This window comes from Paludibacter sp. 221, assembly GCF_010501035.1.
Classification (GTDB): domain Bacteria; phylum Bacteroidota; class Bacteroidia; order Bacteroidales; family Paludibacteraceae; genus QVMH01.
In genome coordinates this window covers 1-26,417 of record NZ_QVMH01000027.1, presented here as the reverse complement: position 1 = coordinate 26,417, position 26,417 = coordinate 1, and the positions used below count along the sequence as shown (strand labels likewise).

19 protein-coding genes are annotated in these 26,417 nt (G+C 40.9%); 6 read left to right on the top strand and 13 right to left on the bottom strand.

Annotated features, from left to right (window positions below; all coding sequences use genetic code 11):
• Nucleotides 1–144: 144 nt before the first annotated feature.
• The 7 genes from D0T49_RS07220 to gldE all read right to left on the bottom strand — a co-directional run bounded on the left by D0T49_RS07220 (nt 145) and on the right by gldE (nt 8,705).
• Nucleotides 145–2,625 (bottom strand): TonB-dependent receptor, encoded by a 2,481-nt coding sequence (locus D0T49_RS07220; RefSeq protein ID WP_163629927.1) that lies wholly within the window; start codon nt 2,623–2,625, stop codon nt 145–147.
• A gap of 220 nt (nt 2,626–2,845) precedes the next feature.
• Nucleotides 2,846–4,051, bottom strand: coding sequence for a multidrug effflux MFS transporter (locus tag D0T49_RS07215; protein ID WP_163629926.1), 1,206 nt, complete (start codon nt 4,049–4,051; stop codon nt 2,846–2,848).
• An 86-nt stretch (nt 4,052–4,137) separates the two neighbouring features.
• On the bottom strand, nt 4,138–4,965 hold the full coding sequence (locus D0T49_RS07210) for an AraC family transcriptional regulator (protein WP_163629925.1): 828 nt from the start codon (nt 4,963–4,965) through the stop codon (nt 4,138–4,140).
• A gap of 335 nt (nt 4,966–5,300) precedes the next feature.
• Nucleotides 5,301–6,068 (bottom strand): geranylgeranylglyceryl/heptaprenylglyceryl phosphate synthase, encoded by a 768-nt coding sequence (locus D0T49_RS07205; protein ID WP_163629924.1) that lies wholly within the window; start codon nt 6,066–6,068, stop codon nt 5,301–5,303.
• Between the two features lie 54 nt (nt 6,069–6,122).
• The gene (locus D0T49_RS07200) at nt 6,123–6,740 is read right to left on the bottom strand and encodes a 4'-phosphopantetheinyl transferase superfamily protein (RefSeq protein ID WP_163629923.1); all 618 of its coding nucleotides are present in this window, start codon (nt 6,738–6,740) and stop codon (nt 6,123–6,125) included.
• Complete coding sequence (locus D0T49_RS07195; protein WP_239057027.1) at nt 6,737–7,375, bottom strand: gliding motility lipoprotein GldD; 639 nt, start codon at nt 7,373–7,375, stop codon at nt 6,737–6,739. Before D0T49_RS07195 ends, D0T49_RS07200 begins: the two co-directional genes overlap by 4 nt.
• The gene (gene gldE, locus D0T49_RS07190) at nt 7,353–8,705 is read right to left on the bottom strand and encodes a gliding motility-associated protein GldE (protein ID WP_203583440.1); all 1,353 of its coding nucleotides are present in this window, start codon (nt 8,703–8,705) and stop codon (nt 7,353–7,355) included. Before gldE ends, D0T49_RS07195 begins: the two co-directional genes overlap by 23 nt.
• Before the next feature lie 780 nt (nt 8,706–9,485).
• Between gldE and D0T49_RS07185 the strand changes: the two genes are divergently transcribed.
• From D0T49_RS07185 to D0T49_RS07175, 3 genes are all read left to right on the top strand, one after another.
• On the top strand, nt 9,486–10,583 hold the full coding sequence (locus D0T49_RS07185) for a 4-phosphoerythronate dehydrogenase (RefSeq protein ID WP_163629929.1): 1,098 nt from the start codon (nt 9,486–9,488) through the stop codon (nt 10,581–10,583).
• Between the two features lie 3 nt (nt 10,584–10,586).
• A complete protein-coding gene (dacB, locus tag D0T49_RS07180; protein WP_163629922.1) occupies nt 10,587–12,005 on the top strand; it encodes a D-alanyl-D-alanine carboxypeptidase/D-alanyl-D-alanine-endopeptidase in 1,419 nt (472 codons plus the stop codon).
• A gap of 116 nt (nt 12,006–12,121) precedes the next feature.
• Nucleotides 12,122–12,838 carry a biotin--[acetyl-CoA-carboxylase] ligase gene (locus D0T49_RS07175; RefSeq protein ID WP_163629921.1) on the top strand — a complete coding sequence of 239 codons (717 nt, stop codon included), beginning with the start codon at nt 12,122–12,124 and terminating at the stop codon, nt 12,836–12,838.
• Between the two features lie 174 nt (nt 12,839–13,012).
• Here D0T49_RS07175 and D0T49_RS07170 read toward each other — a convergent pair whose 3' ends face one another.
• Nucleotides 13,013–13,921: a phosphate acyltransferase gene (locus tag D0T49_RS07170; protein ID WP_163629920.1), complete on the bottom strand. Its 909-nt coding sequence runs from the start codon at nt 13,919–13,921 to the stop codon at nt 13,013–13,015.
• Nucleotides 13,922–14,429: 508 nt separating this feature from the next.
• On the opposite strand from D0T49_RS07170, the gene D0T49_RS07165 reads away from it, so the two are divergent.
• Both D0T49_RS07165 and D0T49_RS07160 read left to right on the top strand, forming a co-directional pair.
• Nucleotides 14,430–16,031, top strand: a complete 1,602-nt coding sequence (locus tag D0T49_RS07165; protein ID WP_163629919.1) for a tetratricopeptide repeat protein — start codon at nt 14,430–14,432, stop codon at nt 16,029–16,031.
• A gap of 696 nt (nt 16,032–16,727) precedes the next feature.
• A complete protein-coding gene (locus D0T49_RS07160; protein WP_163629918.1) occupies nt 16,728–17,096 on the top strand; it encodes a DUF3244 domain-containing protein in 369 nt (122 codons plus the stop codon).
• A gap of 333 nt (nt 17,097–17,429) precedes the next feature.
• Here the strand turns inward: D0T49_RS07160 and D0T49_RS07155 are convergent, their stop codons facing one another.
• Both D0T49_RS07155 and D0T49_RS07150 read right to left on the bottom strand, forming a co-directional pair.
• The gene (locus D0T49_RS07155) at nt 17,430–19,589 is read right to left on the bottom strand and encodes a translation factor GTPase family protein (RefSeq protein ID WP_163629917.1); all 2,160 of its coding nucleotides are present in this window, start codon (nt 19,587–19,589) and stop codon (nt 17,430–17,432) included.
• A gap of 259 nt (nt 19,590–19,848) precedes the next feature.
• Nucleotides 19,849–21,540 carry a hypothetical protein gene (locus D0T49_RS07150; RefSeq protein WP_163629916.1) on the bottom strand — a complete coding sequence of 564 codons (1,692 nt, stop codon included), beginning with the start codon at nt 21,538–21,540 and terminating at the stop codon, nt 19,849–19,851.
• 363 nt (nt 21,541–21,903) lie between these two features.
• Here D0T49_RS07150 and D0T49_RS07145 point away from each other — a divergent pair, with 363 nt between their 5' ends.
• Nucleotides 21,904–22,938, top strand: a complete 1,035-nt coding sequence (locus D0T49_RS07145) for an asparaginase (protein ID WP_163629915.1) — start codon at nt 21,904–21,906, stop codon at nt 22,936–22,938.
• A 23-nt stretch (nt 22,939–22,961) separates the two neighbouring features.
• Here D0T49_RS07145 and D0T49_RS07140 read toward each other — a convergent pair whose 3' ends face one another.
• From D0T49_RS07140 to D0T49_RS07130, 3 genes are all read right to left on the bottom strand, one after another.
• Complete coding sequence (locus D0T49_RS07140; RefSeq protein ID WP_239057025.1) at nt 22,962–23,537, bottom strand: DUF2179 domain-containing protein; 576 nt, start codon at nt 23,535–23,537, stop codon at nt 22,962–22,964.
• Between the two features lie 260 nt (nt 23,538–23,797).
• Entirely contained in the window at nt 23,798–24,757 is a 960-nt protein-coding gene (locus tag D0T49_RS07135; RefSeq protein ID WP_163629914.1) for a GSCFA domain-containing protein, read from the bottom strand.
• 255 nt (nt 24,758–25,012) lie between these two features.
• The gene (locus tag D0T49_RS07130; protein WP_163629913.1) at nt 25,013–26,392 is read right to left on the bottom strand and encodes an FISUMP domain-containing protein; all 1,380 of its coding nucleotides are present in this window, start codon (nt 26,390–26,392) and stop codon (nt 25,013–25,015) included.
• Nucleotides 26,393–26,417: the final 25 nt, after the last annotated feature.

Genomic DNA, 26,417 nt, shown 5'->3' with positions numbered 1-26,417 from the left:
AAAAGAACAAAAGATAAAGGACAAGACTTATAGCTTGTAGCTGATAACTTGTAGCTAACTAAATCATCTTCTTTTTTTCCGAAGAATGCAAGGACAAAAGTAAAGGCTTTGTTTTTTTGGTGCAAATATTTAACGGGTAAGCTATTATTTCAAATCCACCATGATTTTGAAATTGAACTGGCGTCCTGTCAAGTAATTAGGCACAGCCCACTCCTGACTGTAAATATCAGTAACCCAATACACCGAATTCTCGTTGTTAGAGCCAATCAGATTAAGGACTTCGAAATTAAACCAAATGCTTTCAATGTGCTTGAAAAAAGGACGGTTCATTATTTTGTCCTTACCCTGCACCAAACCACGCGAAGCACCTATATCCACACGGTTGTAAGCGCTTAAGCGCGACGCTGCACGATATTCCACACTCCGCGGAGCGCCAAAAGGCAATCCATCGCTCAGAATAAACTTCAGATGCAGCTTATATTTAGGGTTGGTAGGCCAGTAATCCTGAAACAACATGGACAAGGCATAACGGCACTCGTTAGGACGGCTAACCCAATCGTGTTCCATCACCTGCGACGAAACGATATTATGGTTTTCGTCGTATATATTCTTCGTATAGGTGCTTCCGTCCGTAATTTTCTCTCGCGAGCGCATCAGCGAGAAATTAATCCACGAGTCTGTACCGGGCACCAACTCCCCGAATAGTTTAAAATCAATCCCTGCGGTATAAGCAATAGCATCGTTTTTTCCCGAATAGCGGATATTTACATTGTCCACCGAATAGGTAACCACACGGTCGGCCAGCTTAAGGTAAGCCTCTGTAGTAAACTTAAACGGCCTTCCGAAAGCACGGAAATAGTGGTCGCCCCCAAGCACAAAATGAAGCGACCGTTGCGCTTTTATATCCTCATTCAGATGAACATTTACATTGCCCGAAGCGTCTATTATCGTATCGCGCAATTCTTTATAAAACGGAGCCTGATAATAAAGCCCCGTAGCAAACCGGAAACTGAAATCCTTATCCCAGTGCGGGATAAACGAAATTGAAGCGCGTGGGCTTACTAACAGTTCGTTATTAAAGCTCCAGTAATTAGCACGCAACCCTCCCGTAAGAGAAAAACGCCCTGCATTGGCTTCGAATTTATAAGTATCCTGAAAATAGGCTGTCCCTCTCCACGACGACATAACGTTATCCGACTTCATGTTATAATATAGCTCAAGCCTGTCGCTATTATGCGGCAAAGAGTAGCCCACCGAGTCGCGCCACTCCCATTCGCTTATTTTGTCGTCAATAATTTCCCGTTGCAGGTTTGCTCCCCATTTCATACGGTGGGAGTTAACTGCAAATTCTCCCTGATGCCCTATGTTGGCAACGGTGGCTTTAAGACGGTTACGCGCATGTTCATGATAACGGCCTATGCCAAGCACCTCGCCTTCGGTAGTTTCATCGTCCAGTCCCGACTTTATCTCACCCAAACGATACTCTCCCGATATATCGTAAGTTTCACGCTCGTTGGTATGAAATGCCGAAGCCAACAAACTCAGCTTCATATTTTTCCGTGGAGAATAATTTAACGTCAATGCCCCAAAAGATGTGCGAAACAGGTCTTTCTCCTGTCCTTCAAAATAGATAGTCAACCTGCGCGCCATGTCCTGTGTGCCAAATTTGGTTTCACGCACCTGCGGTACAAACTGGTACGAGTTCTGAGAAAAGTTACCTAAAAACGTAAGTTCCCATTTTGGCGAGAACTGGTAAGTAAGGTAAGTCTGATAATCGAGAAAAGTAGGGTTATATTCGGCCTCGGTATCAAGCGTTCCTAACAGATAGGCTGATGTTTTATAACGAATACCGTGCATCTGGCTAAACTTTTTTCCGGCCGTACCTACATAGGCCGATGCACCCAGCAGGCTTAAAGAAACCGACGATTCAAACTTCTCTGGCTTCTTATACGTAATATCCAGAACGGATGACATTTTATCGCCATACTCGGCATCGAATCCTCCTGACGAAAAAGCAACCTGTTCCACCATATCTGTATTGATAAAACTAAGCCCTTCCTGCTGTCCTGAGCGTATCAGCAAAGGGCGGTACACTTCAATACCGTTGACATATACAATGTTTTCATCAAAATTCCCTCCACGCACGTTATATTGCGAGCTTAGTTCGTTGTTAGAATTAACTCCCGTAAAAGTAATAAAAAGCGACTCTATCCCGCCCGAAGTATTTGGCATCAGGCGGTATTTTGATGGGTCGAGCAATTCTATGGTTGAGGTTTGTATGCGTTGTGCCACCACATCCACTTCGTCTATCTGAGTAGACGAAACGGGCAGCTCCACGGTTATATGAATAGTCCTTTGTGTTGGTTTTATCACATGTTTCAAAGTCTCATAGCCCAACATCGAAAAAACAATGGTAGCCGAATCGGCAATCTCGGCCGTAAGGTCATAATAACCATTCGTATTAGTGCTTGTGCCTATTGTAGTATTCTCTAAATAAACGTTCGCATACTCGATACCACGGTTGTTAGTATCAATCACATAGCCGTAAACACGCACCTTGGTTTGTGCCGCTACAACGGATATAAAAGATAGAAACAGCAATAAGTGAAAGTATCGGATTTTCATTCTGTACGTTTAAATCGCAAAAGCCTCACTTTTTTCATGTGATTGATAAGCGGAATATTTCACTTTAGCTTTAACGGGTTTTCCGGGCTTTTATTTTTTTACGACGCAAAAATAAATAATAGATACGAGTTAAAAGAATTTGTACAAAAAACTTAACAGAAAACAAATGAAAGAGCTGTTTTAAAAAGAAACCGCCCGAAGCGTCGGGCGGTTTCTTAATTTAAGCTACAAGCTCTTTATTCGTATTCTCTTTTATTTTCACTCTGGTAAATACAAGGATGAACCCAAACATACTGCAAAGGAAAAAAGCCAGCCCTACCATAACCAAAGTACCATTGCTTATATAGTTCGATACCATTGTACAAACGAAAGCCACTGCCAACTGTATAGACCCGAACAAGGCCGAGGCAGTACCGCTGTTGTCGGCAAATGGAGTAATGGCAAGCTCGGTAGTAGTAGGCAGCAATATGCCGATAGGAAACACATAGAAAAACAGCACTACCAATATCACATGGATGTTAAGCTCCATGAACATGCAGGCCAGCAAAACAACACTTACCGCAAACATGAACACAAGTGCTTGTTTTACCAGTTTCGCAGTTGAAGTACGCTTTTGTAGTGTACTTGTAACAGAGGAAGCAACCATCAACCCCAAAGCATTGAAACCGAATATGAGGCTGAACATAGTATTGGAAAAACCACCCTGCTCCATGATAATAAAAGGCCCGTTGGCTACATATACCATCAAAGCCCCATTGGCTACACCGCCAAGGATAGAGTAAATAAGGAATTTTTTCACTTTCAGTATTCCCCAATAGTTCTGAAAAACATTCTTATCCGTTTTCGCGCCAATATTCTGATTAGTCTCAGGCAAAAAAATCAATGTTAGCACAAATAGCAAAGCCCCTAAAAAAGCCATCGTGGCAAACGAGCCTTTCCAACTGAAAACGCTCAGCACCAGATTACCGATAGTAGGTGCAATTATAGGCGCTACCCCCATGATAAGAGCCAGCAAGGAGAATATCTTCAACGTTTTCGACTTGTCGAAATAATCGGTAACTACCGCACGTGATATTACAACACCGCCACAGCCGCCTATCGCCTGAACGAAACGCATCACCCACAATTGCTGTATATTCTTCACATAAATACAGGCAATGGAAGCCGCGATAAAAATAAGGAGCGAAAGCAATATCGGTTTTTTACGTCCAAAACGGTCGGCCAAAGGGCCCCATAGCAATTGCCCGATGGCAAATCCGGCCAAAAACGTTGACAACGACATTTGTACCGCCGAAATAGTAGTACCGAATGCATCTGATATCAGTAGGAAAGCCGGTAAATACAAGTCGATGCTTAACGGCTCAAGGGCGGTTAAAAGCGAAAGAATAATAATGATTATCCACTGAGTAAAGTTAAAACCTCTCATCTTTTTTTTTGAGTGCAAAAGTATAACAGGAACCTCAAAACTTGCTTGCAGTTTTGTTCCTATCGCTTGTACTTATAAAACACAAGTCACACTTTATCTCTAAATTCGGTGGGGGTAATGCCGGTATTTTTTTTGAAAAAGCGGGTAAAATAAGCCGGTTCGCTAAATCCTAAGGCAAAAGCTATTTCTTTCAGGCTTTTCTCATGCAAGCGGATTTCTTTTTTTATCTCCAGCACCAACCGCTCCAGTATATGCTGCTTCACTGTTTTGCCCGTTCCTTTCAGAGCTATACTGTTCAGTTTTTTACAGGTAAGGTGCATTTGTGCGGCGTAAAACTCCGTCTCCCGCTCACCGATGAAGTTTCTATCAATAAGTTTCATTAAATAAGACACCTGCGAATCCGGCGACTTTTTGTAATCTTCCGAACTTTGAAAAAAAGACGAAACATGAAAGAGAAAAGCCTCCATATAACTCTCCATCAGCATTATGCGGTTTTGCGAATTGAGCTCCAAAAGAATCAACCGCATTATATCCTCCAACACACTTCGGGCTTCATCATCGAGCGAAATAAAAACATTGGAAACATACCCGTTCAGATAGTCTGAGTTTATCCGCTGGCTTATTCTGAAAAAATTATCACTGTGTATCGCAAAAAGATAACCCTCGTTTCCTTCTATATCGAGGCGGTCTATTTGTCCGGGAAAAACAAGTCCAATCTGATTTTCGGCGATGGTGTATTCATTGAAATCGAGGAAATAAGTGTTGTTCACACCTACCTTGGTAAACCATATAAGCTGGTAAAAGTCATAACGCTGGTAATTATTGAAAACACCCTCATCAATATCTTCCAAACGAAACACCTCTACAAACTCGCTCGCGCTTAACTTATCTAATATCTTACTACCTTTTTCCAAAACTTAGAAGTTGTTTAAATTTATTTTATTTAAACTATTCCGGTGTTCTGCACCTTGTTTAATCTACTTATTTACAACCTACAAATATCATCGATGCCCCGCACCCGAATGTCCGCATATTTGGCGCAAGTCTGCGACTTGTGTCTATATATTTTGCAGTTTAAAACTGCATATGCTTTCGGCACAAGTTACGCTACGCTAAACTTGCGCCAGCAATAATATACTTGTCGGGCAAAGATAATAAAGTTATAGCATCCGGCTAAGAAAAAGAGCCGCAAAAAAAACGCCGTAAAATCACAATTTACAGCGTTTTTTCAGAGCTTATTCTAAAGTATTTATTCTTCTTCCTTTTTTCGCTTTTCCTCATAATACTTGTCTCTATATTCAATAAAGTCAGGTATTTTATACGGATATTTCTCGAAGAAATTGCCTATAACAACAATATCAGCTCCCGCTTCAAACGACGATATCATATCGGCAGGCGTTGTAATCCCCCCACCTACAATCAGCGGTATAGATATGTTTTCGCTTACGTACTGAATCAGTTCGGGAGAAACAGGGCTTTTGGCACCACTTCCGGCTTCAAGATAAATAATATGCATACCCAGCAGTTCGCCCGCCAAAGCGGTAGAAAGCACAATACCTTTCTTTTCGCGCGGAATAGGCTGCGTATTACTGATATATTCGACCGAGCTTTTTGCATCACCTTCGATAAGAATGTACCCCATAGGGATAACTTCCATTCCGGAGTTTTTTACACTTATTGCAGATTGCACCTGTTGCCCAATAAGATAATCCGGATTACGCCCCGAAATAAGCGACATGAATAATAATGCATCGGCATTAGGAGTGAACTGGCTTGCATTGCCGGGAAATAATATGATTTTCGATTCTGTTTCTTCTTTGAAAAGTTCTATCAAAGACTTGGTAGATGTGGAAGTTAAACTTCCTCCAACAAAAATAAAGTCAGGAGCTTCTACTTTGAGAGCAGCAATAGTTGCAGCCAGCAAAGGACCTTGGCACTTTTCAGGATCGATGAGAACAGCCAACATCTTTTTTTCGGCTTCTCTGTTTAATAAAATAGTTCTAAAAATCTCTCTCATAACATTTTAGTAATTAAAGGAATAAATCTCTCCATTAACATTCAATATATAAACTCAGCTTATACAATAAACTAAAGTATATTCATCATTTTGGATATAATACAGTTGAAAAGTTTCCTTATTTCCCGTGTATGTTATGAACATCGTACCATCTGCCTCTGCATTAAATGGCTGTATCCGCATATCATGGGCAAAGTCAACTGCATCATTTCCAATTATCTTATATAAGGCTTCTTTTCCTGACCATGCTATCTGCAACTGCCGGATATCTGTACCGTCGGATAAGTCCTTTTGTTCTTCCACGCTCAAAAAGCGGGTATAAACCTTTTGCACTTTATCGTTCAGGCACTCAATATCCACACCTACATGCCGCACAGGATGAAGCATTACAGCAACCCAAATCCCACTATGCGAAATACTGATATTATAACAATCGTCACATAAAAAAGGTTTACCTTCGGGTGTATAAAAAATAAAAAATTCTTCTTTTAATATATTTTTAAGGGCAACACGCGCTGCCAAAAACTCCAATTTTCGCTTCTCTGTCTTTATTTTTTCAAGTTCAGCAATATTCTCCGGAAGATTCATCTCGCGCGATAATTCGTCAACGCTTTCAACAATTTTCCATATTACCAACCTTGCATCGCCTATTTTATAATCTTCGTAAATCATCTTTCCCACTCAAAACTTTCCATCAAACGTACAATATCTGTCCTCACATAAGACACTACTGGAGCAATAGAATCCTTATTCGGCTTGTTGTTGAAATACAAGGCACCCCTAAAAAAATGTTTCACACTATCTGTCACCACAAACTGTACGGGCGATGCCACATTCCCTTGCAAGTCGTACAATACCCCATAAACAGATTTCTCAGGATGTTCAAAATAATGTTCATTAATCCCGTCGGCAATATTGCTATGTGCATAAACAAACCTTCGCGCGTCTTCCGATAATTCAAACAAATTGTTATCAATCCCCTTGTAGCTGCAATGAATACTCCCATTCAGTTGCGGGTACAATATATCAATCCAATACATTTCTCCCTCGGCAGGTCTGGTCTTGATTCGGGCTGTATTTGATATATAAAATTGATAGGGCAGGTTTAGCGTATCAGCTATTTTGTATTCATGCTCAGGCAAATAAATCCTGAAATAGCCATATGGGTGTGGTGTATAACTGTCCCGACAAGAAAACGATATGCTTGCAACAACGATTAACAAAAAAACTATCGGACAAAAACGAGAGCAAGTTGCTTTTCCTATCAACAACTTTTTTATCTTTTTATTGCGTCTCGTTTTGTTCATTTGTATCTTTTTTTTCTTTTATATATAATTTTACTGTTTTAATCCTTCGGTCGTCTACTGATGTTATCTCAAAAATATACTTTCCATATTCAATAAGCTCATTCTTTATGGGAATTTCCCCCTTGAGCTCCAATATCAATCCCGCCAAAGTTTCCACCTCGTCCGTTATTCTGCTGAAATCCTCTTTCTCAATTTCAGCTATTTTGTAGAAATCATTCAATAATATCTTAGCTTCAAAAACAAACGTATGGTCGTCTACTTTCGTATACAAGCTCTCTTCCTCATCATACTCGTCGGCAATATCACCTACAATCTCTTCCAGAATATCTTCCAGCGTAATCAGCCCCGAAGTACCACCATATTCATCCACTACCAAAGCTACGTGTACCTTATTTTCCTGAAACTCATTCAGCAAATCATCAATTTTTTTAGTTTCAGGCACAAAATAGGCATGGCGCATCAGGCTTTGCCAGCGAAACCCCGCCGGCTTGTCCAAGTAGGCAAGCAGGTCTTTGCTATACAATATACCGCGTACATTATCCCTGTTGCCGGAGTACACCGGAACACGGGAGTAACCCGACTCTGCTATAACAGCAAGCAAATCCTTGTAGTTTGCCTTGATATCGATGTCCACAATATCCACCCGTGGAGTCATAATATCCGACACCTGTATATTGCCAAACTTTATAATCCCTTCCAGAATCTCAGTATCCTCATCAGTTTGCTGCGATGTCAGCTCAAGCGCTTGCGACAAATCATCCATCGAGATATTAGAACGGCCATGTTTTTTCTTTTCCAAGCGTCTGTCTACAATCGAAGTAGAACTTACAAGCAACTTTACAAACGGCTTGAACACCTTACCAAGTACCGTGATAAAGCCAATGGTAAACGAGGCTGTCTTTTTCCCGTATTGGGTAGCATATATCTTAGGCATTATCTCGCCAAACAGCAACAGCAAGAATGTTATTATTATTGTCTGAAAAATAAAACCTACCAATGGCGCATTATCAAAATTCAATATAGTGGTGGTAAAATTAGTAAGCAGCAATATAATGGCCACATTCACAAAATTATTTCCTATCAGTATCGTAGCCAATAAATTTTGCGGACGTTTCAAAGCGTTGAGAATACGCTGGTCCGATTTACTATTACTCTCCTCCAAATCGTTCAGCGTGGTGGGAGTAAACGAGAAGAAAGCAACTTCAGAACCTGAAATAAGCGCAGAACATCCTAACAGTATAATGCTGATTATTAAAGATATGATTGCAGAAAAATCGGCCGGATGAAGCGTTACACCGTCAAAAATATTATATATTAATAAACTAATCAATTTCGTTGTGTGTTTTTATTTTCGGATTGCAAAAATAATTAATTTTTTTCTAAATCACTGTTACCCTTTATGTTAAATATGATTTGTTTAGCAATATATAAGAGTTAAATATTTACGCCCTAAATTTTTATTACTCTAAAATCATTAATAATTATTTCAATTTTGACATCATTATAATTGCATATTTAAAAACAAATGCACGCCTTGTTATTTTATTGGGGGTTTTCACTTACTTCAATTAACCAAAAATATATTTAGGACAATTCCTCGGTTCTTATTTATTGGCAATTATATGCCACGATAAATTCTTAATTGTACACTTATCCGGATATTTTATTCTACACAAAACTATATTTTAGTTTATATTGTGTTAATTATCACGTACGCTGTTAATGATAATTCCATTTTTTAATCATATTGTGGATTTCTGTAATAATCCGTAAGTAAAGAGGCAAATCAAAGCAGTCGAGAAAGGCGGAACAAGACCCTGAGAAGTTTCAAACACCAGTTTTTTGAAGTGGCAAGCTTGTTTCAGAATTACTTTTATTTTTCATCAATACCGGAAAAAACAATATCCCATATATACTTAAAAATCAAGGCTTTATTTTTAGAAAAATACAACTTATTGAAAATCAGCGATTTAAACTCAATTCAAATAATTAATATGTATACCTTTTATAATATTCAGAAAGATAACCAATGCGGTGGTATTTGATATTTAGTGCTACCGGAATCAATTATATTGACTAATTTTGTATGTCGAAAAAATCATATGGTTTGATGAAAATAATTATAGACTCATATATACCTTACATAAAAGGAACGCTGGATAATGTAGCAGATGTGGTGTACCTGTCTTATAAGGAGATAACCCCGGATTCGGTAAAAAATGCCGATGCCCTGATAATCCGCACCCGCACCAAATGCGATGCCAAACTGCTGGACGGCTCCAAAGTCAGGTTTATTGCCTCCGCTACCATTGGCTACGACCATATCGATGCAAAGTACTGTAGCGACAACAATATCCGATGGACAAACGCACCCGGGTGCAATGCCCTCTCGGTAGTACAATATATTGCTTCTGCACTAAGTATATTAGCAAACAACAATCAGGCTAAACTCAGTAATATGACGATAGGGGTCGTAGGCGTAGGTGCAGTAGGCTCAAAGGTGGCACAACTGGCGGAGGATTTCGGGATGAGAGTGCTGCTCAACGACCCACCCCGTGCACGTATCGAAAAGGGCACAAGTTTTGCTTCGCTGGCTGAGATTTGCGAAGAAGCCGATATCATAACGTTCCATACCCTGCTGAACGTTTCAGGACAGGATAAAACACTGCATTTGGCCGACCATCACTTTTTCAAATCCTTAAAGAAAAAGCCCGTCATAATAAATGCAGCCCGTGGCGAAGTTATCGACACAAATGCACTGCTAAGTGCTATGGATGCGGAAATGGTAGCAGACGTAGTACTCGACTGCTGGGAGAATGAGCCCGACATAAACAGGGAACTGCTGGCAAAGACAACGCTGGCAACGCCCCATATTGCAGGCTACTCGGCCGACGGGAAAGCCAATGCCGCCACCCATAGCGTACGTGCAGTGAGCCGTTTCTTCTCTTTAGGTTTCGACGATTGGCAGGTAAATGACTTGCCTGCACCTTACGGGATTGACCTCTCATCTGTGAGCAACATCAACCGGTTTTTTCTTGATACCTACGACATTGAAAAAGACAGCCTGCAACTAAAGGCTAATCCGGATGCTTTTGAGGATTTACGCTCGCACTATCCTTTTCGCCGCGAGCCAAAAGCATACATAGGTATGATGAATGATAGATTGAGAAACGATTTTGAAAGAAAGTTTAAAGTATTTTTGAAATAATATATGAGAAAGCATTTTATTTTTTATTTGTTTTTACTCTTTGTCTTCGGCCTGAAAGCCGCAACTCCACTCGATGATTTTCTGAACAATCCGGCACTACGCAATGCCAACGTAGGATTTCAGATAAAATGCCTTGACGATGATAAAGTAGTAGCTGAACACGCTCCTACACATAGCTTCATGCCTGCGTCGACAATGAAACTTGTTACTACGGCAACAGCCCTGGAACTGTTGGGAGCAGATTTTAAATTTGAAACACGGTTGCAAATTGAGGGCGAAATAGAGGAATCGGGCATACTGAACGGCAACCTGTACATCTACGGCGGAGGCGACCCCACCTTAGGCTCGGAGTTCATGGGGAATAGGGATTTCCTGAAACAATGGGTAAGGGCTATTCAGCAAGCAGGCATAAAGAGCATAAACGGAAGCATTGTAGCCGATCCCGGCCTGTTCGATGATGAAGGGATAAACCCCAAATGGTCGTGGGAAGATATTGGCAACTATTACGCAGCAGCCGTTTATGGCATATCCTACATGGACAATACCGTACGTGTATATTTCGATTCGGGCAATATAGGCAGCACACCGGTGATAACAAAGACCGTACCCAACGTGCCGGGCTTACAGTTTCAGAACAACCTGAAATGTACAGCCATTGCCAAAGACAGTGCTTACTTCTATGGCGCACCGCACTCGAACGTGCGTACTGTTTATGGCGAGATACCGGCAAACCGTAAAAACTTTGTATCGAAAGCCGACAACCCTAACCCCGGCTTACTGCTTGCTACCCATTTTCACGATTTATTAATCGACAATGGGGTAAATGTCTCATATCCTCCCCTCGTCAAGAGCAGCAAAGAGAACAACCGCCGTACAATTTACATTTATTACTCCCCGTCGTTAGGCCGTATAGTAAGGGAAATAAACTTCACCAGCAACAACCACTATACCGAACACATATTCAGGTACCTTGCCTTGCAAAACAGCACCGTAGCTTCGACCGACAAGGCTATATCTGTAATACGGGGTTTCTGGAAATCAAAAGGGCTTCCGGTGGAGCAGCTATTCATGTCCGACGGCTCAGGGCTTTCACGTTCCGATGCAGTGTCGGCACAGTTCTTCGTGTCGCTGCTAAGCTACATGAGAAATGAGAGTGCCAATTCAAAAGTCTTTTACAACTCGCTGCCCGTAGCAGGCGAATCGGGCACTATTGCATGGATACTGAAAAACACCGCGCTATCAGGAAAAGTACATGCCAAGAGCGGAAGCATATCATACGTGCGGGCATACGCAGGCTATATCAATTGGAATCAGAAAACTTATGCTTTCTCTATTTTGGTGAACAACTATAGCAGCCGCCCCAATGCGGTAATAAAGCAGATAGAGAGGCTCTTGCTGAACACAATGACACAGCAGGAGTGAGAAGTTAGAAGTTAGAACCAAGAGCCAAGAATCAAGAATCAAGAGCCAAGATTTTTAGGGAAAAGTAAAAAGGACAAAGCACTTTTACCTTTTTACTTTTACCTTATTAACTAAAGATGAAAGACAGCTTTTACATAAAAGAGACTTATTCGACCAACGAACTGCTTTGGGAGATGCTACGCTCATACGACTTACCCGAAGGGTTTGTGGCATATGCCGATTTCCAAACGGCAGGCAAGGGACAGCACGGCAACTCGTGGGAATCGGAGAATAGGAAGAACCTGCTGTTCAGTATTTTGCTTTATCCACATCATATACCGCTAAACGAAAATTTCCTCTTGTCGCAATCAGCCGGCATCGGGATAAAACAAGAGTTGGATAAGTATGTGGAAAACATAAGTATAAAATGGCCTAACGACATTTACCACAACGACAGCAAAATAACAGGCATACTGATTGAAAACTCCTTACAGGGAGCTACGATAAAAGAAAGCGTTATAGGAATAGGAATCAACATCAACCAAACCGGATTTGATAACGCCCCGAACCCTGTTTCGCTAAAGCAAATAACCGGAAAGACTTATGCACGAAAGTCACTCTTGAAGAACGTGCGCGAAAATATACTGAACATTTACAATAATTGGACTCCTTCTCAAATTCATCAGGAGTATATGCAATCGCTATACCGCAAGGATGGATTTCATCCCTACCGCTCAGGCAATGACACTTTCGAGGCTAAAATCACAGACATACAACCTGATGGACGCCTAATACTGCAAACAAAAGAAGGCTCTCGCCTTTCATTTTATTTCAAAGAAGTACAGTTTTTATAGCTCGAACCTTAGTTCGTTACAAAAAAATGGGATTTCCATTATTCAAGTCAGCCCATATTTGGCGCAAGTCTGTGACTTGTGCCTATGTTTTTTTGCAGTTTAAAACTGCATCTATTTTCGGCACAAGTTACGCTCCGCTAAACTTGCGCCAGCGGAGGGTGCTGTTTTAATAGCTCAGGTAAGCAGGCAAGCCATAGCTATGCTATTGAATTTCGATTCGATACTTTCGCCGCGCGAGGTAAGCACCACAGGCTTTTCAGTACCCTGCAGCAGTCCGCCCATTTCGGCTCCGGCAAAAGCCATCAGCCCTTTGTAAAATGAATTGGCCGACTCAAAATTCGGAAAAATCACAATATCGGCATCGCCCAGCACCGGAGTAGCTACCTTTTTTATCGCTCCACGCTCGGCATCCAATGCCAGAAACACATCCAACGGGCCATCCATTATCACATCGCCAAACTCGCCCTGCCGCCAGCATTGCATTATATCCAAGTAATCTTGCATATACTGTATTTTAGGATTTGCCTTTTCGGTAGCATGTATCAATGCTATTTTGGGTTGTAGTATGCCGAATTTATATGCGGTTTTTGCCGTGTATTTTATCATAGCCTTGCGCTGCTCCACGTTGGGCGAAGGTATCACGGCAGGGTCGGACAAAAACAGGAGCTTATGGTATTTCGGTATTTCAAGCACAGCGTTGTAAGTAAGGACATTCCCGGGTGGAAGCAAGCCCTTCTCCTTATCAAGAATAGCACGCAGTATAACGTCGGTATTCACCAGCCCCTTCATCAATATATCGGCTTCGTCCTCTTTTACCAGACGCACAGCTTCGCGCGTGGCAGCACCCACCTCCGGTATATCTATAATGTGTATGAACGATGATAACTCGTGCCGGAGCAATCCCGGCGATTCGATGGCAGCTACATCGCCTACCAGATACGCCTCGACAAAACCTGTTTCCACAGCCCGCAGTACAGCTTCCAGCGTGTGCGCATCTACTGCATTCGCCACAGCCAGACGCTTCCGGCTATTGAGAGTGGCAAGATGAGACGTGAGCGATGCAAATGATGAAATAGCAGACATATAAATTAAGTATTTTGGAGGTGTTTTAAAAAAACATGTTCATACCTGAAAGGCAAGGCTGAGACATTCAGTCCTGCCGTTCAGACAGAGATTATTTGTTTTACGTTTCCTCCGCAGGCCACATGCCTGCGGTGTCCGACACATCGGACTGTTCCATATGAAAATCTGACTTTTCAAGTCAGCATACTTTTTAAAAACACATCCAGTATTTTTATTGGTAAAGCAAATGTAGAGATATTTCTAATGAACACAATAAAAAAGCTATTTCCAAACTACAGCAACATACAAGCTGCTTTTGCCCAAAAAACAAACAATTTGCTTTATTCTCCCTCAATATAAATTCAAATTGTAAATTTTATGGTTTTCTTAACAAGAAAATAAACCTTATATTACAGCAAAATTTAATCTTCCATTTACTTATATTTAACTATTATGTAAATATCATTGTACGGAATATTTTCTACTTTTGTGAGACGATTTTACGAAAAAAATTAACACAGACAGATACATGCGTATTGCAATAACAAATATATTGTTGTTTTTGCTTCTATTTCTGCAATCCTGCTCTTTATCTACAAACCAAAAAATGGAGCAGGCTGAGGAGCTTATAGAAAGCAACCCCACCGAAGCTCTTGTCATGCTCGAAGCTCTTTTACCGGATTATTCTGAAATGTCCGATAAAGAAAAAGCATTTTTCGGGCTGCTATACTTCCAAGCTCTTGATAAAAACGATTTGGAATTGTCGCCGCTGGAAAAAATAAATTTTTCAATTAAATACTATTCTCAAAAAGACGATAAATACCATTTGGCTTACGCCTACCTGTACAAATCGAGAATGTATCGTTATCACAATCAGGATAGCGAAGCTGCTACTCTGCTTTTGCAAGCGATAGAACATGCTAAAAACACAAAGAAAAACAACGAAAGCCTTTTAGGGAAAATTTATTTCGACTTAGGATTTATTAGTTACCAACAAAAAGAATACGAAAAAGCAAACGAGTATTATGAAATTTCGGTACAATACTTCGAACAGGCTGACGAAAAAGACAATCTTGCCTACACTTTCTTGGGTATAGGGCAAGTTTATCACTGTTTGAAAAAACATGATGACGCCCTTAGCTATTATAATAAGTCGCTAAACATATCTACCGATTCCATACTGTTTGGTACAACCTTGTTGGATATAGCCAATTGTTATTATTCGCTGAGACAACTTGATTCTGCATTATATTACACCTACGAAAGCCTCAAATACCCCTATTATTCCGTAAATCAGGCTATGAGGTATTTTACCCTTGCTGACATTTATTTCGATTTGAAGCAATACGATTCAGCCTCACATTACGCAAAAAAATCGCTCGAATATCCGTCCAACCATTACATAAAAAGAGAATCGTACCGCGTATTGGGCAATGTAGCTAATATACACAATAAAAAAGACAGTACAAAATTTTATTTCGACAACTATCAGGCATGTTTCGACTCTATCATAAAGATAGAATCGCAACCCAAAATTACAATTATAGAAAACCTGCACCAGTTAAACCTTGAAGCAAACAAGGCAAAGCGGAGCAAATCTTATTACATAGTAGGTATAATAGCAGTAATTATAGCAGGTGCAGCCATTTTTTACTTTGCGTACAAGTACAACAAGCAAATACAAAAAAAGAAAGCCGAGCAATATCAGGCAAAACTGGAAAGCAAACAGACTATACTGCAACAAGAGCTGGTTTCGAACAAGATAAATGACATGCAGCGCCAGTATGCCAAAGACAAAAAAGCAGGCAACGTGAAAGAAGACTACTTGCAGGTAAACAGGCTCATTTACGACAAGGTACTGAATGTACATGATAAAAAGGCGTTTTTCGCAAAAATGAACAGCATTTTCAACAACATGCCCGACAAGTTGGAGCGAGAATATCCCGCTTTGGCCTACAACGATATTGTATGGTGCTGCCTATACCTGCTCAACATCCCCACCGCAGACATTGCCTTAATTCTGGACTGCAAAAAAGACAGCATATACACCCTAAAACAACGAATCCTAAAAAAAGTAGGACTTAGTACGACTAAAGAACTGAAGGCTTTCTTGCAAGAGATGTCGAAATAACACACCCCTCTAACCCCACAATACAAGTTTAGCGTGACGCTATTTTGTCACAAACATGGGGATGTTTTTATCGGATTAAAAAAACTTCATTGCATACCTCTCAAGCGTTAGAATAATCATGATTTTAAGGGCTGCAAGCCCAAGTTAAAGCTTAACCTGCGCTTGCAGCGCGCAGAGTAGAGATATTCACTTCAACCCAATGTGTTGCATTGGGTTGAAGCAACCTGCCACTTCGTGGCGGAAAAAATCTTCCGGCCAAGACTGATTGAAAATCCGGCTTAACGATAGTTTTTTGCTGCAATATCTTTCTTTGTTTAGCATAGTGCAAACTTGCGCCGGAAACAAATACAACTCCAAAATAGCAAGAAATTATAGACACAAATCACAGGCTTGCATTAAACACTTCCCAATTTTATCTTGCCTGAAAGACTATACGAAATTGGAAAGCTTACCTAGCTATTTTATCCCTTTTTTACGAGAAACATCCAACCGGGATACCGCTTTTCTAACCGTTCATTAACATTTGTTTCACCGTGTACAGGTTTTGAATAAAAATATTCAACAAACATCTGATTTGCAATATAATAGACTATGCGTTTGTACAACTTTTTTATTGTATGAAATTTGGTGTTATATAGTTTTAATTCTAATTTTGAATCAAACAAACATTCATTCACATTATTAATTTTTTTGATTATGAAAAAGTATTTGATTCTTTTAGTTAGCGCATTTTTATTCATGGGTTCTTTTGTCACTTTATCGGCAGATGATGTGTTGATAAAAAAAAGAGAAATTGGGGGCAGTGACATAAAAACACGTGATGACCTATATACTCCCATATCGGCAAATATCACGAATGGCACTCTGACTGTTACTTTTGAAGAAGCATTAGGAGTTGCGGTTGTATACGTCGAAGGCGAAGACGGAATCCTTGCTTACAATGTTGTCAGAGCCGGAGTAGGAGCAACATGGTCGGTTTCAATAGACTCATGGGATGCAGGCGAATACCTTCTGACTATTGAGATAAGAGGAGACGTTTATTGTGCTGATTTCGAAATAGAGTAGAACGCGTCCGGGGGGGTGAGCTTTTATTTAATGGCACTTGCCATCCCGTATTGATGTAGATTTACAAAACTATAATATACGAATATCCTATTCTTTTTGATTGAATAACCTAAACCTATAAATAGAACGAGAATAAAAAATAAAGTCTGTCGTAATTAATCTTTTTCGTAAATTCTCGTTAACAAAAAAAAGGCGGAGTGATCCACCTTTTTTTTATTTTCTCCCATCCCCTGTATCCATAATCTACCTAGAAAAAATAAAACCGAAAAGAAACAAGGAGTAACTTGTCTTTCCGGCTTTACTTGTATATAGAAAAAAGGAATTATCTCACATTTATTCGTCTTCTTTCTTAGTAGCTTCGTATTCTTTCAGCAGCTTGTCCTGAATATCCATTGGCACAAGCTCATAGCCTGCAAATTTCATCGAGAATGAAGCACGGCCTCCTGATAGCGAACTTAAACTTGTAGAGTAGCTACTCATCTCTTTCAGTGGAACTTTTGCAGCCAGTTTTTCAAAGCCTTTCTCGCTCGACATTCCCATGATGACAGCACGGCGTCCCTGCATATCGCTCATAACGTCGCCTAAGCGGTCGGAAGGAGCCAGCACTTCTACATCATACACAGGCTCCAGAAGCTTAGGCCCTGCCTCTTTAAATGCCTGAGCAAAGGCGTTACGCCCTGCAAGACGGAATGAGATTTCGTTAGAATCTACCGGGTGCATCTTTCCGTCGTATATAATTACACGCACATCGCGTGCATACGACCCCGTCAGAGGCCCCTGTTCCATACGGTCCATCACTCCCTTAAGGATAGCCGGCAAAAAACGGGCATCAATAGACCCACCTACTATACTATTAATAAACACCAACTTACCACCCCAATCAAGGTCTATCACCTGTTTGTCGCGGACACTTATCTTATACTCCTGCCCTCCAAACTTATAGTTAACCGGGTCGGGCATATCGTCGAAATACGGTTCGATAATCATGTGTACCTCACCAAACTGCCCTGCGCCCCCCGATTGCTTTTTGTGGCGATAGTCGGCACGTGCAGCCTTCGTGATAGTCTCGCGATATGGTATCCTTGGCTCTTTATATTCAATTTGTATCTTATCGTTGTTCTCAATACGCCATTTCAATGTGCGCAGGTGGAACTCTCCTTGTCCTGATAAAATAGTTTGTTTCAATTCCTTTGACTGTTCTATAATCCACGTAGGGTCTTCCTCGTGCATACGAGTTAATATCTCGTTGAGTTTTTCCTCGTCTGCCTCGGCAGCAGCCCTGATTGCACGGCGGTATTTAGGCTCCGGATAGCGTATTTCTTTGAAATCGTAATCCACACCTTTTGCGTTCAGGGTGTTTCCTGTGCGGGTTTCTTTCAGCTTTACTGTAGCACCGATATCACCTGCTACCATTTCTTCAACTTTTGTCCTGACCTGCCCTGCAACAGCATATATCTGGCTGATGCGCTCTTTCGAGCTACGGTCTATATTTTGCAAGTCGTCGCCTTCTTTCAGCGTACCGCTCATAACTTTGAAATAAGATACTTCGCCCAAGTGAGGCTCCACACTGGTTTTGAACACATAGATACTGGTTGGCCCTTTGGCATCGGGAGCTATCTCTACTCCCTCTTTTGTTTGCGGCTTCTGTGTTTCGTTTACCGATGGCACTACGTTTCCTAAAAACTCCATCAAGCGGCGCACACACATATCTTTTTCGGCACATACGCAGAAAACAGGGAACATATCGCGGGTAAGCAATCCTTTGCGTATACCCATACGCATTTCATCTTCGGTAAGTGAGCCTTGGTCGAAGAATTTTTCCATCAGCGCTTCATCGTGCTCTGCGGCTGCCTCTACCAATGCGTTGTGAAGCTCCTGCGCTTTTTCCAACTGATCGGTAGGTATATCTAATACTTCGGGAACGCCGCCTTCGGGCTTCCACTTGTACATCTTCATTTTCAGAACGTCAACCACAGCATTGAATTGCGCACCTGTGCTGATCGGATACTGAATAAGAACAACCTTGCTTCCAAAGTTTTCTTTCAGTTCTTCTACCGTCTTATCAAAATCAGCTTTTTCCTGATCCAACTGATTGGTAACGAATATTACGGGTTTATTAAATTTTTCGGTATAACGGAAGTGGTTGCTTGTACCTACCTCCACGCCATATTGAGTATTGAGAAGGATCAGCGCGGTATCGGTAACGTTAAGTGAAGTTACCACCCCTCCAATGAAATCGTCGGAACCGGGGCAATCAATGAAATTGAGTTTTTTGTTTAACCACTCGATTTGAGCTACTGTTGAGAACACAGAGTAACCATATTCTTTTTCTACCGGGAAATAATCGGAAACCGTATTTTTGCTTTCGATTGTTCCTCTACGCTTTATAACACCACTCTCGTAAAGCATAGCTTCCACAAGAGTGGTTTTCCCAGAGCCAGAACTACCCAGTAAGGATATGTTCTTAATTTCGTTTGATTGATATACTTTCATATAGCTTCAATTTTTTAATGATTAGAAATATGTTTAGCTATTTTTATCTTCCCTGTCCGGAAAAATGATTTGCAATGTATGAAATCTCCATTAAAAAACCGATAACAATCGCTATGTTATAAAACAATGTTTTTAAGCACGACTTTGCTTATTTTAACGCAGCGAAAGGTGTTTTGAGACACATATCTGCCACACTGTGATATAAATAAAGCCAGCCGTATTCCGGCTGGCTTTATCCATGTTATAAAGGGAGGGGGGATTATTTCAAAACCACCTTAACTACTTCGCGCGTTCCATCTGTATAATTAATTGCAACCAGATAATAGCCACTACTTGGCAACATAAATTCAAAATAACCTGCTTTTGAATCGATCATCTGGCCTGTGGCCGAGAATATAGTTACATCCTTGATGTTTTCGGCTTCTACTTTGAGCGCTTTATTGCTAACACTTACTTGGGCTTTGGCAACCGAAATATATTCGAGCGCGGTATCTTCGGCCTCAAACAAAACAAACCTTACGGCAGAACCTCCGTCGGTTAAGCCATATAATCCGATATAATTATTAGCAATACTTCCTCCAAAAGGATTGAAGCCACTGTTTGTATCTTCATCTTGCGCTATCGTCCATGCGCCTTTGTAATCACTTTTAACTTCTTTTCTCAGCGATAAGGTAGTAGCTTCTGTTATGTCGGATACTGTAACAAATCCATTTTGCTCCTTGCTGTCATAGTCGAGGAATGCATTTTCTTTAAATTGGATTGAATTACCTTCCTTGTTTGTAAAGATATACTCATTACCTACTCCTGTTAGCTTCCATATCTGAGTATCTTGTTCACCCTCTTCGTACAGATTTTGTACTTTTATGGCTTGGTTTTCGCCCATATCGGTAAGATACAAATCGGCGTTGTTACGTTGGAAAACAATGTAATACCAATATATACTATTAGCATTGCTAATTACAGGCGAATGGTCGGGATACGCTGTAAAGTCTATTTCGTCGGCTTTGATAAACTTAAATACACTTGCATCCGAGGCTACGGCTTCTCCTATAATCTTGCCAAGTCCGGCATTAGGCGTTTGGCTCAACGCATTGTCGGTAGCATCTCTTTTTATTATTACTGTAAGCGGGAAACTTATATTATCTGCTTTCAGCAGGCTAAGTTCTGTTCCGGCAGCGGTAGTAGTGTAGGTGTCGGTAGCATAAGCAATTTTTCCACCGGCTTTACTTTCAAGCAGATATTCATCTCCGGTTTTCACTACCTTCCAAAGTTGACCGTCAGCATCCTCGCGTGGGAAAGCAGTTTTCAGGCTTCCGTCTTCAACACGTTCCAACACCACATCCCCTTTTTGGAATACGATATAATGCCACTCTCCATCTTCCGGAATATAAGGTTGTTGGTCAAAATAGTCCTCCGAATAAAATTTTAGCTGAGCACCTTCACCATCTTTAGTCCAATTTCCTACAAAATCGAGCAAAGGGTTCCAATACGTACTATTATGGTCGAAATAATCTCCGGCAGCATACTTAATTTGTACGTAATCGCTATTATCTTTCCAAACTTCTATTGTGAGCTCTTCGGCAGCGGCAATATCCCCCGAAGCTGTAACACAATTTTTATCTCCATTGGTAGCGGTAAACGACTGTGCTACTGAAACTACCTTGCCGGCTTTATTAATCAGATGAAAGCTATTGGCATCGCCTACCAGTTTCCATAAAAATTCTTCGTTATCGCGTACTACAGGTTTATATTTAATTAAATCTGTATCTTCATACGTTTCGACGGTAAGTGTATGAAATGCTTTTGCTAAATCTGACGAGCGTATCGACTCAATGTAGTACCAGTACTGATTAGTTTCGTCACTAAACTGTAAGTCATCGAAAGAGACATTTGCTTTAGTAAATGAATTTACTGCAAAAAAGACTGTAAGAAGTAAAAATAATTTTTTCATAAGCATTTTAAATAAAATAGATTTAATATTAAGGAGTATATGAAAATATAGAAATAATAAACTTATTAAATAAAAAATGATTGCAACCTCCGGGGATTTACAAAATGAATCGACTCTTCAACTATTTTACATCCGGAAAAAACAGGATTTTCTTTCGCCTCAAATATATGTTATTTTAATAAAAATAACAAATACCTTACGTTTTTTATGAAGAATAATATTTCACCACCTAAACCTATCCTTCCTATCTACCAAACAGCTCTTTTTTTACACATTTAAATAAAAGGCGTATAAAAATATCATTTTGTCATGAATTTGCAATTCAAAGTGCTTATATTTGCATATTCAAAATAGCAATATGTTATGTTCGAAAAAGCATCAGTACTGTTGATTTTTACCGGAGGCACTATAAGCATGTCCGAAGACGCTAATACAGGGGCACTGCGTCCGATTGATTTTGAACGGTTGAAAGAGTTAATGCCCGAACTGAAAAAGACGGGTATTCTCATTGACACTATCCCGTTCGTTCCTTTCATAGACTCCTCTGATGTTCATCCACCGCTTTGGGAAAGAATGGCGGTCACCATAAAAGAGAATTATGATAAATACGATGGGTTTGTTATCCTTCACGGCACTGATACGATGGCATATTCAGCCTCTGCGCTAAGTTTTATGCTGGCAAACCTTTCCAAGCCTGTGGTTTTTACAGGAGCGCAGTTGCCTATTGGCATGATGCGCTCGGATGCAAAAGAGAACCTGCTTACTTCCATCGAAATTGCAGCCGCAAAAGAGAACGGGAGAGCCATCGTGCCGGAAGTTTGCATCTTTTTCGAAGATACCCTTTTCAGAGGCAACCGAACTACCAAAAAGAATGCGGAACACTTTAATGCATTCAATTCTTATAATTATCCGATTTTAGCCAAAGCCGGAGTTCACATCAAGTATTTTCGCTCGGCAATACGCTATCCTCAGTCAGATGAAAAACTGCATTTAAGAACCAAAATTGACCAGAATGTGGCTATCTTAAAGCTCTTTCCGGGAATAACGGAAGATATGGTAAGCGCTATATTGAATATCCCCAACCTGAAAGCCGTTATACTTGAAACATTCGGAACCGGAAACGCTCCCCGTCGTATCTGGTTTTACAATGCACTGAAAGCAGCTAACGAACGGGGTATAATCGTTGTGAACAAAACACAGTGCAGCATAGGTTCGGTAGAGATGGGGCGTTATGAAACCAGCCTGAATCTGGTAAATGCGGGGGTAATAAGTGGTTACGACATCACCACCGAAGCACTTGTAACTAAGCTAATGTACCTGCTTGGCGAATACCGAGCGGTAGACGAAGTAAAAGAACTGCTAAGCCGGGATATATGCGGCGAAATGACGGTAAGTTAGTCGGTAAAACAAGAGGTTTGCCTTTACTTTCCTACTTTCCAGCGCGAATTGATGTTGCGAGCCGAAGGGAAAACCCCTTTCGTAACTGAACGCACATCCTCTATACTGTAAAACAGATTCGGGTCGTAGTCGTCCAATATTTGCTGTATATCTTTAATAGATTTGCGTGACACTACCGACTGAATGATATTTACACGCCCCTTAGCACCTTTGCCTTCGAGTAAGGTAGCTCCGAAACCTTTTTCGCTCAACATATTCACCAGCCCACGCGCATCTTTAGGAGTGGTAATACGCACCAAAAGCGTGCCTATCGCAATGCGTTCTTCTATTATCATCCCCACAAAGTTTCCCATAGCAAAACCTCCGGCATAAGCTATATAACACACCCAGCTACTAAAAGAGCTTAGCAACTGGCTAATGACGATAACCCAGATAAGAACCTCAAAGAAGCCCAAAAGGGGAGCCATAGCCTTATAACCTTTCGACACGAAAATGATACGGAGAGTGCCTAAGGTTACATCACATATTCTGGCTACAAAAATCAATAGAGGCAGTATGATGTGCGTAAAGGCAAAAGTATCGGGCATATTAGGAAACATAAGCAGTATTTTTGAATGATTAGACGAATTTTTAAAAAATTAAACCACAACAGATACACAATAGTTACCAAGCGTTAGAAAAATCTTTAATTCAAGGGCTGTAAGCCCGTTTTAATTTAGCCCAATGGCAAAGCGAAGCGTCGCCTTGGGTTAGTTTACAAGAGCAAATTTGGCGGGCTGCAAGCCCAAGTTAAGATTTACTCTACGCTTTCAGCGCGTAGAGTAAAATCTTCCGACCAAAACTGCAACAAGGCTTGCAGCTAATACCCCATCAACCTGTCAGCTAAAAACGGATAATCTTTCACCAATTTCTCGCGCTTATTGTCAATAGCTTCTAAAAACTTTTTATACGCGTCAGCCTCAGGATGCAGCGGCCTGTGTGATAAATCGGCTTTCAGCTGTTCTACCCTTTTCTTTACGGCAAGAGTTTCTTCCGAGAAATAAGCATCCGAAAAACGTTCCCAAATATAACTCACAGCCACATCAGAGGGATGCAACATATCCGGAGCATAATAACGGTAATCGCGAAGCTCGTCCAACAAAATTTCATATGCAGGAAAATATCCGACATTCTCAAACCGTTTTTGCAATACATCTATTGCCTGCAATAATATCCCCTTGCTGATATTATTCTCGTGCGCTCCGTCTTTCCAATGGCGTATGGGGCTTACCGTAAATATTATGTTTATTCCGGCATTCTGCCTATTCAGCTCCTTTATTATTTCCGAATACTTATTCACTATTTCATCTACACCCAACCGTACACGGTTGAACTTGCCAGCAGGCAATTTGTGACAATTAGATACAACACATCCGTTATCCTTATACTCATACACCCACGCCGTACCAAAGGTAACGAGCAGATGCTTTGTCGTTCGCAGAAAGCCGGAAGACTTTTTCAGTCCGGCATTAAGCCCGTTCAGACACTTCTCCTTATCTACACCCGAAAACAAACTGCTATGCGAAAAACTATGCCACAACGAGCCATCGGAGAACAAATCTTTTTCGGAAAACAATTGGTTATCCAACAAGTGACGAAGGCTCCGGTATATCGACATGGGATTATACAGCACCCCAAACGGATTTACATCTGTCAGGAAACTGGATTCCTGTAGTTTTTTGCCTATATTTTCGGAAAAACAAGAGCCCAAGGTCATTATATTATCCTCGTAACCGATACTCTCCGCTGCTTTCGGAATTTCTACTTTTGTTGTAAACATATGCCGTAACTGTTTTTATATTTCAGAATAGAAACTGTTTTGAATTTTACGACCCATTTTTAGGTTTATTTTTTATGATATTCTTTCATGCTCATTCTCTCCCTTTTTCGAATAAAAATAGCTGAAAATGGACCTATGAAAAAATTCAAAACAATTTCTAACAAAAGTATCAAAAAAAAGACAGACATAAAAAACAAGAAGATGCATCAAAAGTAAGATACTTCTGACACACCCTCCAAATAAAAAAACAGCACCTTACAATTCTGCTATACACCGCACACTGAAGCCGTACGCACGGTTGAGCAGGTACGCAGGGTACACGTTACTATCATTGAAGTCCAAGAGGAACGAGGCATAACTGTAAACGCTACCACTCCAGTAGAAGCCGCTAGAACCTACATAGTAGAGCTCGCCATTACTGAAGTGGCGATAGCCGGCAACGGGCAAAAATAAAGTTGTAGTCTCGCCATCAGGCTTAATCTCGTAACCGGCAGTACCATTAGCAGCATCATTCCATACCCAAGTATTAGCTACGGCAGTAGCTTTAGCTCCGGGAGCTGAACCACCACGGAAAATATCGCTCCAATCACTTTGAGCGGGAACACGCCATCCGGCAGGACATGGGTCGTAAGTGCTATTTTTTTGATTACCCCAGTTAAGGTCAGCAGTAGGAGCCTTAGAAACATCAACCCAGTTATAAGGATAAGAAGGAGCTTTAATAAAGGTTGTAATACCACCCGTTGTTTCACCATTAGTAGTTGTACCACCTGTAGTTACATCTGCCACTACAACATCCGAAACACCACTGGTACGTTTTTCGTGTCCGTCGCGAGTACGCCCCCATTGGTATAAGTCTCCGTAAACTGGAGAAGCCTTCTGAGCATCGGAAGTTTCATTACCGCTAAAACTATACACAACGCTTGAAGTTGATTTCTGATCTGCAATAGTTGTAACAGTCGCCCCAAGATTATAGCACATAAACGTACTCCATCCTCCCGCTACGGTTTTAGCCCCACAGCCTACAGCTACTTCAGCTATATCACTGTTTATACTGTTGCCGTTAGCATCGGTAACTTGGCAGTAATAACGGCGCATACCCAATTTACTTAAGTCAGGAGTAAAGGTTGCGGCTGTTTCACCGGTTATAGGGGCAGGAGCTGCATTGGTGTTAGCTGTCACTTCGTACCATTGGTAAGTAAGAGGAGCTATACCGGTAGCCGTTACGCTGATAGTAGCCGATTTGCCACCAATACCCGACATATCACCTGCCGTCTCTGTTTCACGCCAGTTGAAAGCACGAGGCTGAGTGGTGATTCTTAGAGCGTTTTGTAAATCACCGCAATTAGCTATCCACTTGCTGCCGTTCCACGTCTCGGTACAATTAATGTCGGTATTGTAAATAGTTAGCCCCTTGGCTAAATCCTTACCACTTACCGATAATTTGTTACGCTGGTCGGTAGTAAGCTGAGGTAAGCGCAAACCACCCGTAGTACCTGTTACTTCTAATAGTGAAAAACTTTCGGGTGCTTTGTCGGCCCCAATAGTTACTTGTGCAGTTGCACTGAAAATGAAAAACGAAAATTGAAAAAGACAGAACAAAACTAAAGTCTGCCGGATTGATTGTTTTCTGTTCATGATTACTTAATTATTAGTTGTTAAT

Coding starts and splice junctions, on each gene's coding strand:
- D0T49_RS07175 (WP_163629921.1), top strand. CDS start 12,122: ATGAAAGACAGCTTTTACATAAAAGAGACTTATTCGACCAACGAACTG.
- D0T49_RS07220 (WP_163629927.1), bottom strand. CDS start 2,625: ATGAAAATCCGATACTTTCACTTATTGCTGTTTCTATCTTTTATATCC.
- D0T49_RS07145 (WP_163629915.1), top strand. CDS start 21,904: ATGTTCGAAAAAGCATCAGTACTGTTGATTTTTACCGGAGGCACTATA.
- D0T49_RS07165 (WP_163629919.1), top strand. CDS start 14,430: ATGCGTATTGCAATAACAAATATATTGTTGTTTTTGCTTCTATTTCTG.
- D0T49_RS07135 (WP_163629914.1), bottom strand. CDS start 24,757: ATGTTTACAACAAAAGTAGAAATTCCGAAAGCAGCGGAGAGTATCGGT.
- D0T49_RS07215 (WP_163629926.1), bottom strand. CDS start 4,051: ATGAGAGGTTTTAACTTTACTCAGTGGATAATCATTATTATTCTTTCG.
- D0T49_RS07200 (WP_163629923.1), bottom strand. CDS start 6,740: ATGATTTACGAAGATTATAAAATAGGCGATGCAAGGTTGGTAATATGG.
- D0T49_RS07195 (WP_239057027.1), bottom strand. CDS start 7,375: ATGAACAAAACGAGACGCAATAAAAAGATAAAAAAGTTGTTGATAGGA.
- D0T49_RS07140 (WP_239057025.1), bottom strand. CDS start 23,537: ATGTTTCCTAATATGCCCGATACTTTTGCCTTTACGCACATCATACTG.
- D0T49_RS07130 (WP_163629913.1), bottom strand. CDS start 26,392: ATGAACAGAAAACAATCAATCCGGCAGACTTTAGTTTTGTTCTGTCTT.
- D0T49_RS07185 (WP_163629929.1), top strand. CDS start 9,486: ATGAAAATAATTATAGACTCATATATACCTTACATAAAAGGAACGCTG.
- D0T49_RS07205 (WP_163629924.1), bottom strand. CDS start 6,068: ATGAGAGAGATTTTTAGAACTATTTTATTAAACAGAGAAGCCGAAAAA.
- D0T49_RS07155 (WP_163629917.1), bottom strand. CDS start 19,589: ATGAAAGTATATCAATCAAACGAAATTAAGAACATATCCTTACTGGGT.
- D0T49_RS07150 (WP_163629916.1), bottom strand. CDS start 21,540: ATGAAAAAATTATTTTTACTTCTTACAGTCTTTTTTGCAGTAAATTCA.
- D0T49_RS07160 (WP_163629918.1), top strand. CDS start 16,728: ATGAAAAAGTATTTGATTCTTTTAGTTAGCGCATTTTTATTCATGGGT.
- dacB (WP_163629922.1), top strand. CDS start 10,587: ATGAGAAAGCATTTTATTTTTTATTTGTTTTTACTCTTTGTCTTCGGC.
- D0T49_RS07170 (WP_163629920.1), bottom strand. CDS start 13,921: ATGTCTGCTATTTCATCATTTGCATCGCTCACGTCTCATCTTGCCACT.